Raw genomic sequence first — 14,271 nt, forward strand, 5'->3', positions numbered from 1 at the left:
AAAGGTCGTGCAAAAGGGTGATTGATATCATCTCTGCCGTGAAATGACAGGCTCTGGTGCATGGCTGACATAGTCGATCTCGCAACTCGCTCGCGCATGATGGCCGGCATTAGAGGGAAGGACACAAAACCTGAGAGCCTTCTGCGGAGCTCTCTGCATCGGGCCGGCTTTCGCTATCGGCTACATGTCGCCGGACTGCCGGGCAGACCAGACATCGTGCTGGTCTCAAGGCGGGTTGCGATATTTGTCCATGGCTGCTTCTGGCATCGGCACAAGGGCTGCCACTGGTGCACGACGCCTGCAAGCAATGTCGAATTCTGGCAAAATAAGTTCGCTCGCAATGTCGAGCGGGACAAAGAGGCCATGCAAGCACTGGCCGACCTTGGATGGCGAACGGCAATCGTTTGGGAATGCGCCCTGCGAAAGGCCTATGCGGTCGAGACGGTTGTGGAAGTCGATCGCTGGATACGTTCCGACATGCCTTTCTTCGAGAGTGCGCTGGTGCGCTCAGATGCGTAAGGAGAGCTTGGGCCAAGCCTGCCAGCAGGAACTGATTGAATCTGTGAAGGTGGGGTAGCCCGAGGTGCCGTAGATCATCGATCGAGCACTCCTTCCTCAGGAACCGGTCAAGGAGGTCGCAGATCGAGAGAAATTGACTCTGCGTCTTCGACGTCCACTCCTCGCTTTTCGCCTTGTCCCTTGAAAGGCCCGGGCCGCCTCCACGACAGAAACGCCCTCCTCGCCGTTAAGCGCTTCCGCAGCAGATGATGCCTCAACAGGCGGATCGAACCATTCCCCAAGATGCTGAAGTGCTGTCGTACGGCCAATGGCAGGCCCCATGTGGTCAGCGTCAAGGCTGGCTGTGGGGTTGGCGATGGACCACGCGATCGACGGTGGAGTGCCTGCGTCTCCCGAATCAGCGACCCGAAATCGAATTCCGGGGTTTCAACTGGTAGGATTCAGAAGGCTGCTTCGCTCTGCGCGCGCATAGAGCCGTTCTGCCCGTGAGATGTTGTCTGATGTGGGTTCGGCGCCCACTTCCACCAGGATTTGGGCAATCGACTGCCACATCTGGGACAGACGCTTCGGGGAACGATGCCAGCGAACCGCGTCGACCACCGTGGCAAGTTCCGCCGGGGAAATGCCGGCCGCGGTCATGGCTAAGCGATCTTCCTCTCTCACTTCCGCAGGCGTTCCCTGCTCGGCGATTACCCGGAGGTTCAGCCATTTGCCACCGAAAGAGTGCGGTTGCTCTCGATCGTGATCGGCCCCGCATCAGGCATGGCGGCCGCACGTCGAATGGTTTCCTCATGGATCGCAAAGGAGCGGCGGAAGAAATCCTTCAGCTGCTCCTTGGTGACCCAGTTTACGGACGGTGAGACCAGCATCTTTTCGACAGCTGCACCGAGTTGCGCTGCCAGATAACGCGCAGATTTAAGTGCCCGGGTCCTTAAGCTCATCACCATGCAGTGCTGATTCAGGCGCTGCGCGAGAAAATCAAGCAAACGCCGGCACCTGTCATAGGCGGCTCCACGCCGCTCTAGGCGAGATGCCCCCTACGTGCCAGGCCTTCGCGCACCAGCTGGTGGGAAAGCCGCCAAGACAGTGTTTTATGCTAACAATATCAGTAGCTTAGATGATTTTTGTGGCTGGGGCGGGAGGATTCGAACCTCCGAATGGCGGTACCAAAAACCGCTGCCTTACCACTTGGCGACGCCCCAACGTGCCGCGCCTTCTAGAACGCGGCGCGGCCGTGCGCAACCATCCGCGCCGCCGCCGAATATCTCTTTGCAGAAATCGGCGTCACAATGCCCTGGATGCTGTTGCGCCCGCGCTCCACGCTGGCTATAAGCCCGGCACCAGTTGATCGGAGTGTGGCTCAGCCTGGTAGAGCACCTCGTTCGGGACGAGGGGGTCGCAGGTTCAAATCCTGCCACTCCGACCACTGGATTTCCCGAATATTGTTGATTTTGCGCGAGTTTCGGCCTTGGGCCGCCCCTTCCTACGAAAGGGCGGCGCATATGGCCTCGCATCTCGTCGTGCCGTCGAAAGATTCCAAGACCGGGAACTGGCGAGCGCGAAAGGGAACCCCTCGATGGCCGTTCGGATTTCGGCAGGAGAGGACAAGCCGATTTGGCCCTCGTGTCTCGCAGTGGCTGGCTTCCGTCGAAGGGCGCAGCGCTGCCATCCGCGACCGGGCAAAGCAGCCCGGCAGAGGCGTTCTCCTCGATTTCGAGATCGAACGCCCGGAGCATTTGCGAGCGAAGTCGACTCCTGCTGGTGTCCTGTCCGTCGGCGACCTCGCCCAGAAGGGTGGCATGACGCAAAGTCAGCACGAGCCGCGGGCGAGGAGGGGCAGGCTTAATAGCGCGGAAACTCAAACTTCAAATGGTCTTGTTTATGGGGATCAGATCAACCTCTTCGTAAGCCCTTTCATGCTTAGTTTCTGGGCAGGCTGTCTTCTGCCTGAAGGGGGCTTCTCTTGAATCAGCTCGGCGACCACCATGGAGGCCCGGAATCCGCCAGGACGGCCGGTCCCATCGGCCACGTTCTTTCCGTGCGTGGCTCCGAGGCCCAGATCGACCTGCCTGCGCCCTGGCCCGACAAGGGCGCGAGGGCGACCGTAGGTCGATTCCTGGCTATCGATGCCGGTCCCCTGTCCCTCATTGGCATGGTCATCGAGGTTTCGACACGGCCTTCCCCCGAAGCCGCCAAGGAGCTTCGTGCGGTGGCGCGGGTCGCGCTGATGGGCGAAATCGTCAGCAATGCCGACGGATCCCAGGCCTTTCGCCGCGGTGTTTCCGACTACCCCGCTATCGGCGACGCGGCCCATCTGATCAGTCGCGAGCATCTTCGATTGATCTACACCCCGGCAGGCCAACGCACGATCAATATCGGCCATCTCAACCACGACAGTTCCATCTCGGCCCATATCGACGTCGATAGCCTGATCTCCAAGCACTTCGCGATTTTGGGCTCCACGGGCGTGGGTAAATCCAGCGGCGTCACCGTAATCCTTCAGGAAATCCTCAAAGCACGACCGGATGTGCGGATTTTCCTGCTTGATGGTCACAATGAGTATGGCCGCAGTTTCGGCGAACGGGCCAATGTCATCAGCCCGCGCAATCTGAAGCTGCCGTTCTGGCTGTTCAGCTTCGAGGAACTGACCGATGTCGTCTATGGCGGCCGTCCCGCCGTGGCCGAGGAATTGGAAATACTCTCCGAGTTGATCCCGATCGCCAAGAGTAACTATCTGCAATACAAGCCTGCCACCGATCGGCTCGGCTTCAAGAAAAGCAATCCCAAGCGCACCGGCTACACCGTGGATACGCCGGTACCCTATCTGCTGCAGGATCTGCTGGCGCTCATCGATGATCGCATGGGCAAGCTCGAGAACCGATCCTCGCGCATGAACTATCATCGCTTGATGACGCGGATCGAGACCATCAAGAACGATCCGCGCTACGCCTTCATGTTTGAGAATGCCAGCGTCGGCGGCGACACCATGGTTGGCCTGCTCACGCATCTTTTCCGCCTCGAGCCCGACGGTAAGCCCATCAGCGTCATGCAGCTCGCCGGTCTGCCGGTGGAAGTCGTTGATGCGGTGGTCTGCGTGCTGTGCCGACTTGCCTTTGATTTCGGTCTATGGAGCGATGGCGCAATGCCGCTGCTCTTCGTCTGCGAGGAAGCACACCGCTACGCCGCGGCGGATCACAGCCTGGGGTTTGGCCCGACCCGCCGCGCCTTGGCCCGAATCGCCAAAGAGGGCCGCAAATACGGCGTCTTCCTCGGCCTCGTCACCCAGCGGCCGGCCGAGCTCGATCCCACCATCATCTCGCAATGCTCCACCCTGTTGGCGATGCGTATGGCCAACGACCACGATCAAGCGCTGCTCCGCTCGGCCGTGGCCGATGCTGGAGCAAACTTGCTCGATTTCGTTCCCTCCCTCGGCACCGGCGAGGTAGTCGGCTTCGGCGAGGGCATGCCGATGCCGGCCCGCCTGACCTTTCGGCGGCTGGAGGAGACGGCGGTGCCGCGCAGCGAATCCACCGCCCCTTCGGCCATTGACGCTGAGGTGGCGACGCAGCGCGAGTTCATCGCAACCGTCGTTGCGCGGTGGCGCGGCACGGTGAAGGACGAGGAGGCAAGTGCCGCCCCGGTCCGCGAGCCTCCGGCACCCGACAGCTCCAGCGAAGTGCCGGGCTCTGGCGTCTCGCGCCTGCTGGAAGATGCACGCCTGCAGATTCTCAAGCGCTAGAGCCGGATGATTTGAGATGGAATCACGGAGTGATCCCATCTCAAATCTGAATCCGTCTCGCATCAAAGAGTTAGAGCAGGATCAATGCGAAAAACCGGTTCCCACTTTTTCGCATCCTGCTCTAGCCGCGACAGATCGCAGATGACCACATCGATCGACTTCGAAACGCTGCTGGACGTTCTCGACGGCCTTCCGGTCGGAATTGCTGCTGCAAGCCAGAACCTATCCATCTATGCGAACCGCCAGGGGTTAGCTCATGCCGCCTTGCCGGCGGGCCAGCGGGATGCCGTGCTGGCCGGTCGCACCATCAATGTGCAGCAACTCTCGTTGTCCATCGGTGGCGTACCGCATCAGGTCCGCCTTTCCCTAGACGTCACCGAACAGCGCGCGCTTGAGGACGACCTCTTCCGGCGTGCCTATTTCGACGATCTCACCGGTTTACCCAACAGGGGCCTGCTTGAGCGCAGCGTCGCAGCGCTGACGGCATCGGATCGCGAACAGACCTTCGCCCTCGCTTTTCTCGATCTCGACGGCTTCAAGAATATCAACGACTATTACGGGCATGCCGTCGGCGACGCGCTGCTGGTCAAGGTCGCCCAGCGCCTCAGCGGCGAACTGCGCCCCTGCGATCTGATGGCGCGCGTGGGGGGGGACGAGTTCGTGTTGCTGCTCTCGCCCGCCGGGCCGATGGAAGAGATCGCCGCCAGGGTCGAGCATTTCCTCTCCAGGCTGAAGGAGCCCTACTTCATCGAGGGCAGCGAGATCCTCACCTCTGCTTCGGTCGGCGTCAGCCTCTACCCTGCCGACGGCCGCTCCTATGACGCGCTCTGCTCCAACGCCGACCGAGCGATGTACCGGATCAAGGGCACCACCAAAGGCAGCGTGCAGTTCTTCAGCCCCGGCGTCGATCACGCCGCCAGCGAACGGATGAAGATCGAACAGCGGCTTCGGCTGGCCGTTCGAGACCGACGCCTCCGCTGCGCCTACCAACCGAAGGTCGATTTTCGTTCGAACGAAGTTGTCGGCGTCGAGGTGCTGCTGCGTTGGATGGACGAGGAGGGCGTAATCCACCCGCCGGGTGACTTCGTCAATCTGGCGGTCGAGTTGGGACTCATGGACGAGATCACGCATCTCGTTCTTGCCGAAGCGACCGGCGCGATCGATCGTATCGACAGCGCGTTCGGCGCGACCTCGACCATCAGCCTCAACGTCGCCGCGCGTCAGGCGGACGAGCCCGTATTCATGCGCTCGCTGGTCGACGCCATCGAGGCCACCGGCTGTGCCCAGCGTTTCATGATCGAGCTGACCGAGGAAGCGTTCCTGTCGAAGAGCCGGTTCCAGACGCAGGTCCTGCCGATGATCCGCGAGATTGGAGCGCGCGTTTCCATTGACGATTTTGGTGTCGGATATTCGTCGCTGGCGGCGCTCGCCGACATCACGGCCGACGAGATCAAGGTGGATCGTTCATTCATCACCGCGATTCACCAGCGCCCGCGCAGCCAGAGCATTCTGAAGACGATTGAATCGCTGGCCGATGCGCTGGATATGTCGATCATCGTAGAGGGCGTCGAAACGATTGAGGAGCTCCTCTATCTCCAAGCCGCCACTCGCATCCGACTCGCGCAGGGCTACTATTTCGCGAAACCCATGTTCCTCGATGAAATGACCACCAGGACGCCCGACCTCTCCTTGCGGCAGGCCCCGGCTCCGTTGCGCAGTCCGCTGGTCCGCGCGGTCGGCTACAGGTCGTAAACCCACAAGCGACGCCGTCGGATTCCAGCGGTGGCGCTATCTCGATTCAAGCTCCGAGCAGCCGGTGCGCATTTCCATGATGGCGAAGCGCGGTCAGGCCCTGTAGGCTGCGGGCCAATTCAGCAGCGGTCTCGACATCATGAAGCGTAAGCGTCTCTTCCAGATCATCGGCATTCTCGGCCTGGCGACCATGCTGGCGGCCTGCGACAAATGCGGCGAGACGCTGCGGCCGTTCAACATGCCCAAGAGCTGCGGCGATTCGCGCCCGGCCGGCTGAGCCCCGAGACTGCAGCATCCTGTCTTGGCTCGGAAACGGGCCGTCATCCTGGGCGACCGGAGGTCGTCCCCGGGATCCATCGTAGGGAACTGCACCCTACGATGGATCCCGGAGCTGCGCCGCTCGCGCGGCTTGTCCAGGATGACGCGGTGGTTCTGAGCCAAGGAAGCATCGAGAGCCGGAGTTAGAGCAGGGTCGACGCGAAAAACCGGGTCCCACTTTTTCGCATCCCCAACGCCACGACGTGAAAAAGGCCGGGGTTTCCCCCGGCCTTCGCATTGCCTTGCTGCGCGTGGTTCAGCCGCGACGCTGGAGCATCGACCAGCCGGTGCCGACAAAGCAGGCCGCCAGCGCGACCTTGAGCGCATCGCCGATCAGGAAGGGCTGAACGCCGAAGGCGAAGGCCTTGGCGAAACCGACGCCGGTCACCCCGCCTGCCATCTGCGCGCCGAGCGCGAGCCACAGGCAGCCGAGGCCCAGCATCAGTGCCTCGGCCGTGACGAGACCGACGACGAGACGTGTCAATGAGGCGCCGCGCGCCGCCGCCCAGCCGGCCACAGCCGCCGCCAGGATGAAGCCGACGAGGAAGCCGCCGGTCGGCCCCATCAGGTAGAGCGGGCCCGCCGCAACCGGGGGCGTATTGGTGAAGACCGGCAGGCCGGCGAGGCCATAGGCGATGTAGAGCGCGACCGTCGCCGCACCGAGCCGCGAGCCATAAGCTGCGCCCAGGCTGAGCACCGCCAGCGTCTGCAGCGTCATCGGCACCGGCCAGAACGGCACCTTGATCTTGGCGGCGAGCACCAGCAGCAGGCTGCCGGCGACGGTGAGCGCGATGTTGCGGGCCATGGCGGCGCGCGGACCCGAGACCGCCGGCAGAGCCGCATGGACGAGGGTGGGAGCTTGAAGGGGGAGCATGTCTGCCATCCGCGTTGGATCCTGTTCAGCAGGGCCGCGTCGCGCGACCATCTTTCCCGTCTATAGGAAATGCGGCAAAGCCTCACAAGCGCGCGGAAGCTGCGCGGATGGGCAGCCCGGAGTGCAAGGCGACGCATGAGCGACGAGATCGAGTTCGACAGAACGGCCACGACCCCGCCGGGTGAGATCGCGGAGCTCTCGCCACTGGTCCGGCGCGTCATCGCTGGGAATGGCGGGCCGATGACCTTCACCGGCACCTGTACCTATATCGTCGGGCGCGGCCGGGTCGCGATCATCGATCCGGGGCCGGACGATCCCGCTCATGTCGCGCGGCTGCTCGCGGCGGTCGCCAGCGAGACCGTGACCGATATCGTCGTCACCCACACCCATCGTGACCATTCGCCCGCCGTCCCCGCCGTCAAGGCCGCGACAGGCGCACGTATCGTCGGCTGCGGCCTGCACCGCGCGGCACGCGAGCTCGCACTCGGCGAGGCGAATCCGCTCGATGCCGCGGCCGACCGCGCCTATGCACCCGACCTGTTGATGCGCGATGGCGATCATGTCTCAGGTCCCGGCTGGACGCTGACGGCGATCGATACCCCCGGCCACACCGCCAACCATGTCGCTTTCAGTCTTGCCGAGGAGGCGAGCCTGTTCTCGGGCGACCATGTCATGGCCTGGTCGACGAGCATCGTCGCTCCGCCGGACGGCTCGATGGCGGCCTATATGGCCTCGATCGAAAAGCTGCGCGGCATGGAGCACCGGCTCTACTGGCCCGGCCATGGCGGCCCCGTCATGGAGCCGCAGCGCTTCCTGCGCGGCCTGGTGCAGCATCGCCGTCAGCGCGAGGCGGCGATCCTCAACCGATTGAGCGTGGGCGACGAGCGCATCGCCGAGATGGTGCGGGCGATCTACCAGGGTCTCGCCCCGGCCTTGCACGGGGCGGCCGGCTTGTCGGTGCTGGCGCAGTTGGAGGACCTCGTCCTGCGCGGCAGCGTCTCCTGCGACGACGTCCTGCCGCTGCTGACGAGTCGCTACCGGCGAATCTGAGCTCAGAGCCTATTTGGAAACTCCGCGAGCCCTCATCCCGGGGAGCCATTCCTCGCGAGATGGCGAATGGCGAGTAGCGAATGGAAGCTTTACTCGCCATTCGCTACTCGCCATTCGCCGTGAGGAATGGCTCCTCAGGATGAAGGCTGGAGGTTCCAAAGCGACTCTAGCGGGTCTCGACCAGCAGCTCGACCTCCTCGGCGAAGGCTGCGATGCGCGCGGCGTTGGCGCCGAGATCATGCGTGCCGAGGCGCGAGGCCGAGCGGATATCGATCCGGCTGCCATCGGCGCGCGGGCGCACCCGGATGGTGATGTCGTCGGAGAAGCGCAGCAGGCGCGTGCGCGCCACAGCTTCGATGCGTCCGGCTCCGCTGCGCCCGCCCGGCCGCGCCGATTCGAGCACCTGCCAGCCGCGATTGAGTGCCGCGCGCCTGGCGATGTCGAAAGCCATCTCGGCTGGCACCTCCAGGACGATCGGCAAGGTCTTGGGGTAGGCCTGGCGCTGAGCCCGCCGCAGCTCGGGCGAAACATCGGGCGGCACGCGGCTCTTGCGCGCATCGAGCGCGACGCGCGAACGGCTGAAGGCGGGTGGGTCGTCGATATCGGTCGAGATATCGTTCAGGGCCGGTAAGGTGACGAGCTTGAAGCCGACATAGCCTGCCGGTGCGAGCAGCAGCAGGGCGAGGGCGAAAGCCTGCGCCGCCATGCCGACGCCGCGATGGCCGGACTGCCAGATGCGGATGAAGGCTAGCACCGACAGGATAAGCGCCAGCAGCACGAAGCCATAGGCGCCTGCGATCGGAGCGAGACCCTGCAGGCTCGGCTCGCCCGCCCGGAACACCAGCACCGACAGCAACAGCACCGCGAGCGAGAACCAGGCCAGCCGCCGGCTCCACAGCGCGGCGCGCGAGACAGGCTCCTCGAAGACGAGACGGCGATGCATGGCCTTTAGGTGACGCTGCGGCGGGCGGAAGGCAAGGCCGGCGATGATTCTCAGCCGGCCTTGCCTTCCGCCCGCCCCGCGAATGTGCGCGGCGTCAGAGCCGCTCGACGATGGTGACGTTGGCGAGCCCGCCGCCCTCGCACATGGTCTGGAGGCCGTAGCGCTTGCCGCGCTGGTGCAGCGCATGCACCAGCGTCGTCATCAATTTCGTGCCTGATGCGCCGAGCGGATGGCCGAGCGCGATCGCGCCGCCATTGACATTGAGCCTGTCGGGGTCGGCGCCGCTATGCTTGAGCCAGGCCATCGGGATCGAGGCGAAGGCCTCGTTGACCTCGTAGAGATCGATGTCGTCGATGCGCAAGCCGGCGCGCTTCAGCGCCTTGTCGGTGGCGAAGAGCGGCTCCTCCAGCATGATCACCGGGTCGCCGCCCGAGACGGTCATCGTATGGATGCGCGCGAGCGGCGCGATGCCGAGCGCCTTCAGGCCGTGCTCATTGACCACCATCACGCCCGAGGCTCCGTCGCAGATCTGGCTTGCGGTCGCGGCGCTGAGCCGCCCGCCGTCCTGGATCAGCTTGACCGATCTCACGCCCTCCAGCGACACGTCGAAGCGGATGCCTTCATCGATCGCATGAATGTCACGGCCGCCATCGGGGAGGGTGACCTCGATCGGCACGATCTCCCTTGCGAACAGCCCGCCCTGGGTCGCCGCGATCGCCTTTTGCTGGCTCTGGAAGCCGAAGGCGTCGAGCTCATCCTTGCTGAAGCCATGCTTCTCCGCGACCATTTCCGCGCCGGTGAACTGGCTGAAGGCGATGTCGGGATAGCGCATCTGCTGGCGCGGGCTCTTGGCCTCGCCATAGCCCGCCTTGGCCGGAAATTCCGAGGAGAGCGTCATCGGCACCCGCGTCATGCATTCGACGCCGGCGGCGATCACCACATCCATCTGGCCCGACATCACGGTCGCGGCGGCGAAATGCAGGGCCTGCTGCGAGGAGCCGCATTGCCGGTCAATCGAGACGCCGGGCACGCTTTCGGGCAGGCGCGAGGCGAGCACGGCGCCGCGCGCGATATTGGTCGATTGCTCGCCGACCTGGCCGACGCAGCCCATGATCACATCCTCGACGAGGGCCGGGTCGGCGTCGGTGCGCGCGATCAACACGTCGAGGATGACGGCGGCGAGATCGGCCGGGTGCCAGCCCGAGACGCGACCCTTGCGGCGCCCTCCGGCTGTGCGCGCCGCCGCGACGATATAGGCCTCGGGCATCGGACCCTCCCAGGATGAGACATATCGGGCTTGTCGTTGGAAAAGCGCCGCCCGCTGGCGGTGATGCTAACGCGGTCGACTTTGTCCGACAAACTCAAATCTTGGTAGGCTCGTCCGTGAGTTTCCGCACGTTGACTTTGTCGGACAATGGGACAAGCGTCACTCAGTAACGCTCGGCACGGGATGAAGATGGTCGCCGCCCTCGAACGCTTCGACAAGATTGAGGTCGCGTCAGCCTATCAGCTGGTCGCCGACGCGATCGAGCGCGAGATCATGTCGGGCCGCATGCGTCCGGGCGACAGCGTCGGGACGGAAGCTGCACTTTGCGCCCAGTTCGGCGTCAACCGCTCGACCGTGCGCGAGGCGATCCGCGTGCTGGAGCAAAGCGGGCTGGTACGACGCGGCGCCGACCGGCGGCTTTATGCCAGCCTGCCGCGCTATAGCGGCCTGTCCTCCCGCATCAGCCGGGCGCTGATCCTCCACGAGGTCACGTTTCGCGAGCTCTGGGCCACGGCGCGCGTGCTCGAGATCGCTGCGGCCGAGCAAGCCGCCGAGAATGCCGATGCCGCGATCATCGCGCTGCTGGAAGCCAATCAGGCGCAGGCGGAATCGGCGCTGGAGGATCCTGCCCGGCTCTCCCATCTCGACACCGAATTCCACCAGCTGCTGGCGAAGGCGACGCGCAACCGCGTGCTCGAACTGGCGCGCGAGCCGGCCGGGCTGCTGTTCTTTCCGACGACGGAGCTTATCGTCCGGCGGGTTCCCGAAGGCGCGGGGCGGCTCGTCGCGGCGCATCGTCATCTGATCGATGCGCTCAAGGCCGGCGATGCCGTGCAGGCAGCGCTCTGGATGAGCCGGCATATCGCCGATTGGCGCAAGGGCTTCGAGCGCGCCGGGCGCGATCTCGATGAGCCGGTCGAGCGGGTCTATGCCAGGAGCGTCTTGCGACCGCCTTACTGAAATGAAGCCACCCGAAGATGCCGAAGGCACGCGGGTTCGATGGGGAGGAGAACGAGGATGAGGATCGGGTCGGCCTGCCGCAGGTTGCGGCGATGACCAGCATTGGTGAGGCGGCGCTGTCGGTTAGCGGCCTGACGCTGAATTTCGGCGGGCTCAGGGCCTTGTCCGATGTCGGCTTCGATGTGGCAGCGGGCTCGATCACGGCGATCATCGGGCCCAACGGCGCCGGCAAGACCTCGCTGTTCAACTGCATCTCGGGCTTCTATCGGCCCCAAGCCGGCGCGATCCGTTTCGAGGGGCGCGATATCACCCGCCTGCACCCGCCGGAGCGCGCCAGGCTCGGGCTTGCCCGCACCTTCCAGAACATCGCGCTGTTTCGCGGCATGACCGTGCTCGACAACATCAAGCTCGGCCGCCACGTCCATATGCGCACCAATCTGCTCGACGGCCTGCTCTATTGGGGCCGCGCCCAGCGCGAGGAGGCCGAGGTTCGCGCCGAGATCGAGGAGCGGGTGATCGATTTCCTCGAGATCAACCACATCCGCAACCAGCCGGTCGCCTCGCTCGCCTATGGCTTGCGCAAGCGTGTCGAGCTGGCGCGCGCGCTCGCCATGCGCCCGAAGATCCTGATGCTGGACGAGCCCGTCGCGGGGATGAACCGCGAGGAGACCGAGGACATGGCTCGCTTCATCCTCGACGTGAAGGAGGAATGGGGCGTGACGATCCTGATGGTCGAGCACGATATGGGCCTCGTCATGGACATTTCGGACCATGTCGTCGTGCTGAATTTCGGGCAGGTGATTGCGCGCGGCGCGCCTGCCGAGGTGACCGCCAATGAGCAGGTCATCCGCGCCTATCTCGGCGCCGGCGACATCGGCCAGCTCAAGGCCCGCATCGCCGGGACGGAGGCGGCGTGATGGAGTTCGACTGGCTCTTCTTCTTCGAGGTGACGCTGGCAGGGCTCGGCTCCGGCGCCTTGCTGGCGCTGACCGCGCTTGCCTTCGTGCTGATCTACAAGGCGACCAAGGTGGTGAACCTCGCCATCGGCGAGATGCTGATGGTCGGCGCCTATCTGTTCTTCTCCTTCGCGGCCGGTTTCGGCCTGCCGGTCTGGCTCGCCATCCCGCTGGCGCTCATCGGCGGCGGCCTGCTCGGGGCCATCGTCGAGCGCACGATCATCCGGCCGATGCTCGGCGAGAGCGCGATCTCGGTCTTTATGGTCACGATCGGCCTGGGCTCGGTGCTCGTCGGCCTCGTCGAGATCGTCTGGGGTGCAGCTCCGACGCAGTTGCCGGACTTCATGGGCACGACGCCGCTCTTCATCGGCGCCGCCTACGTCTCGCGCAAGATCGCGATCGGCTTCGCGGTCGCCAGCATCGTCATCGCCGCCTTCGTGCTGGCCTTCCGCTTCTGGCGTGGCGGCGTGGCCTTGCGCGCCACCGCGACCGACCAGGGCGCGGCCTATTCCTGCGGCATCGATGTGCCGAAAGTGTTCTCCGCCGCCTGGATCGTCGCCGGAGTGGCGGCAGCGGGCGCAGGCATTCTCGTCGGCGCGGTCGGCGGCATCTCGCCGACCATGGGCGTGTTTGGCCTGTCGGCCCTGGTCGTCGTCATCGTCGGCGGGCTCGATTCAATCGCCGGCGCGCTGGTCGGCGGCCTCATCGTCGGCCTCGTCGAAGCCTGGTCGGGCACCTTCATCGGCGGCGAATACAAATTGCTGGCGACCTTCGGACTCCTGCTGATCATTCTGATGGTGCGGCCCTATGGGCTGTTCGGCACCGTCGAGATCGAGCGACTCTGATGCGGATCGGTGCGCTCAAGGACAGCTATGGCGCCGATCAGGCGCTGTTCGACACGGCCCCGCAGCGGCTGTGGCTGGCGCTTGGAGCGGTCGCATTGCTGGCCTTCCCCTTCGCCGCCAGCGACTACTGGCTCTATCTCGCTTGCCTCGTCGGCATCCATATCGTCTCGACGACGGGGCTCAACATCCTCACCGGCTATACCGGCCTGGTCAGCCTCGGCCAGGCTGCCTTCATGGGCGTCGGCGCTTATGTCGTGGCGCTGGCCGAGACCAGGCTGGGGACGCCGTTCCTGCTCAATCTGCTGGCGGCCGGCCTGGTCACCGCGGCGGTCGGCATGGTGGTCGGGGTGCCCAGCCTGCGGGTCAAGGGGCTCTACCTCGCCATCGCGACGATCGCGGCCTCCTTCATCCTGCATTTCGTCTTCCAGAACTGGACTGCGGTCACCGGCGGCACGCGCGGCCTGAGCATCCCGCCGGCGCGGCTCTTCGGCCTCGAACTGGCCAGGCCCTTCGCGCTCTATTGGGTCATCGCGCCGTTGACCTGCCTCATGGTGCTCGCCGCCGCCAATCTCTTCCGCACCCGTATCGGGCGCGCCTTCATCGCCATCCGCGACCGCGACATCTCGGCCGAGGTGCTGGGCATTCCATTGCTGCGCTACAAGCTGATGAGCTTCGGCCTCTCCTCCTTCTATGCCGGTGTCGCGGGCGGCTTATGGGCCTATTTCTTCCGTGTGGTGACGCCCGAAAGCTTCCCCTTCGTCTATTCGATCTTCTTCCTCGCCGCTGTCATCGTCGGCGGCATGGGTACGATCCTCGGCGGCATCCTGGGCGCGGTCTTCATGACGCTGGTGCCCGAGGCGCTGAAGCTCGTCGTCGGCCTGCTCTCGCCCTGGATGCCCAATGCGGTGGCGATCCTCTCGCCGGTGCGGACCATCGTCTTCGGAGCGCTGATCATCGGCTTCCTGATCCTGGAGCCGCATGGGCTCGCCGAGATCTGGCGGCGCATCCGCCGCTTCTTCCACCTCTGGCCGTTCAAGACCTGACAACG

Annotated in this window: 14 protein-coding genes and 2 tRNA genes; 10 read left to right on the plus strand and 6 right to left on the minus strand. The window is 64.7% G+C overall.

Going from position 1 to position 14,271, the window contains the following annotated elements:
• The first annotated feature begins 60 nt into the window (after positions 1–60).
• Positions 61–519 (plus strand): very short patch repair endonuclease, encoded by a 459-nt coding sequence (locus tag BHK69_RS07380; protein WP_069689532.1) that lies wholly within the window; start codon positions 61–63, stop codon positions 517–519.
• A gap of 426 nt (positions 520–945) precedes the next feature.
• On the opposite strand, the gene BHK69_RS31890 is transcribed toward BHK69_RS07380, so the two are convergent.
• The 3 genes from BHK69_RS31890 to BHK69_RS07385 all read right to left on the minus strand — a co-directional run bounded on the left by BHK69_RS31890 (position 946) and on the right by BHK69_RS07385 (position 1,721).
• Entirely contained in the window at positions 946–1,158 is a 213-nt protein-coding gene (locus BHK69_RS31890) for a hypothetical protein (RefSeq protein WP_148663342.1), read from the minus strand.
• 62 nt (positions 1,159–1,220) lie between these two features.
• A complete protein-coding gene (locus BHK69_RS31895; protein WP_148663343.1) occupies positions 1,221–1,505 on the minus strand; it encodes a hypothetical protein in 285 nt (94 codons plus the stop codon).
• Positions 1,506–1,646: 141 nt separating this feature from the next.
• A tRNA-Gln gene (locus BHK69_RS07385) sits at positions 1,647–1,721 on the minus strand.
• Positions 1,722–1,868: 147 nt separating this feature from the next.
• Between BHK69_RS07385 and BHK69_RS07390 the strand changes: the two genes are divergently transcribed.
• The 4 genes from BHK69_RS07390 to BHK69_RS32575 all read left to right on the plus strand — a co-directional run bounded on the left by BHK69_RS07390 (position 1,869) and on the right by BHK69_RS32575 (position 6,287).
• A tRNA-Pro gene (locus tag BHK69_RS07390) sits at positions 1,869–1,945 on the plus strand.
• Between the two features lie 537 nt (positions 1,946–2,482).
• Positions 2,483–4,258: an ATP-binding protein gene (locus BHK69_RS07395; RefSeq protein ID WP_244548429.1), complete on the plus strand. Its 1,776-nt coding sequence runs from the start codon at positions 2,483–2,485 to the stop codon at positions 4,256–4,258.
• A gap of 141 nt (positions 4,259–4,399) precedes the next feature.
• A complete protein-coding gene (locus tag BHK69_RS07400; RefSeq protein ID WP_069689533.1) occupies positions 4,400–6,010 on the plus strand; it encodes a putative bifunctional diguanylate cyclase/phosphodiesterase in 1,611 nt (536 codons plus the stop codon).
• 139 nt (positions 6,011–6,149) lie between these two features.
• Positions 6,150–6,287, plus strand: a complete 138-nt coding sequence (locus BHK69_RS32575; RefSeq protein ID WP_158516171.1) for a hypothetical protein — start codon at positions 6,150–6,152, stop codon at positions 6,285–6,287.
• Positions 6,288–6,584: 297 nt separating this feature from the next.
• On the opposite strand, the gene BHK69_RS07405 is transcribed toward BHK69_RS32575, so the two are convergent.
• Complete coding sequence (locus BHK69_RS07405; RefSeq protein ID WP_083269814.1) at positions 6,585–7,202, minus strand: biotin transporter BioY; 618 nt, start codon at positions 7,200–7,202, stop codon at positions 6,585–6,587.
• A gap of 135 nt (positions 7,203–7,337) precedes the next feature.
• Between BHK69_RS07405 and BHK69_RS07410 the strand changes: the two genes are divergently transcribed.
• Complete coding sequence (locus tag BHK69_RS07410) at positions 7,338–8,252, plus strand: MBL fold metallo-hydrolase (RefSeq protein ID WP_069689535.1); 915 nt, start codon at positions 7,338–7,340, stop codon at positions 8,250–8,252.
• A 166-nt stretch (positions 8,253–8,418) separates the two neighbouring features.
• Here BHK69_RS07410 and BHK69_RS07415 read toward each other — a convergent pair whose 3' ends face one another.
• Both BHK69_RS07415 and BHK69_RS07420 read right to left on the minus strand, forming a co-directional pair.
• Positions 8,419–9,195 carry a DUF1499 domain-containing protein gene (locus BHK69_RS07415; protein ID WP_069689536.1) on the minus strand — a complete coding sequence of 259 codons (777 nt, stop codon included), beginning with the start codon at positions 9,193–9,195 and terminating at the stop codon, positions 8,419–8,421.
• A gap of 94 nt (positions 9,196–9,289) precedes the next feature.
• Positions 9,290–10,462 carry an acetyl-CoA C-acetyltransferase gene (locus tag BHK69_RS07420; protein WP_069689537.1) on the minus strand — a complete coding sequence of 391 codons (1,173 nt, stop codon included), beginning with the start codon at positions 10,460–10,462 and terminating at the stop codon, positions 9,290–9,292.
• Positions 10,463–10,651: 189 nt separating this feature from the next.
• Here BHK69_RS07420 and BHK69_RS07425 point away from each other — a divergent pair, with 189 nt between their 5' ends.
• Genes BHK69_RS07425 through BHK69_RS07440 form a run of 4 tightly spaced genes read left to right on the plus strand, consistent with a single transcriptional unit; the run spans position 10,652 to position 14,266 of the window.
• Entirely contained in the window at positions 10,652–11,422 is a 771-nt protein-coding gene (locus BHK69_RS07425; protein ID WP_069693454.1) for a FadR/GntR family transcriptional regulator, read from the plus strand.
• 17 nt (positions 11,423–11,439) lie between these two features.
• Entirely contained in the window at positions 11,440–12,339 is a 900-nt protein-coding gene (locus BHK69_RS07430; RefSeq protein ID WP_083269174.1) for an ABC transporter ATP-binding protein, read from the plus strand.
• The gene (locus BHK69_RS07435; protein ID WP_069689538.1) at positions 12,339–13,223 is read left to right on the plus strand and encodes a branched-chain amino acid ABC transporter permease; all 885 of its coding nucleotides are present in this window, start codon (positions 12,339–12,341) and stop codon (positions 13,221–13,223) included. Before BHK69_RS07430 ends, BHK69_RS07435 begins: the two co-directional genes overlap by 1 nt.
• The gene (locus BHK69_RS07440; protein WP_069689539.1) at positions 13,223–14,266 is read left to right on the plus strand and encodes a branched-chain amino acid ABC transporter permease; all 1,044 of its coding nucleotides are present in this window, start codon (positions 13,223–13,225) and stop codon (positions 14,264–14,266) included. Before BHK69_RS07435 ends, BHK69_RS07440 begins: the two co-directional genes overlap by 1 nt.
• Positions 14,267–14,271: the final 5 nt, after the last annotated feature.

It is taken from the genome of Bosea vaviloviae (assembly GCF_001741865.1).
Classification (GTDB): domain Bacteria; phylum Pseudomonadota; class Alphaproteobacteria; order Rhizobiales; family Beijerinckiaceae; genus Allobosea; species Allobosea vaviloviae.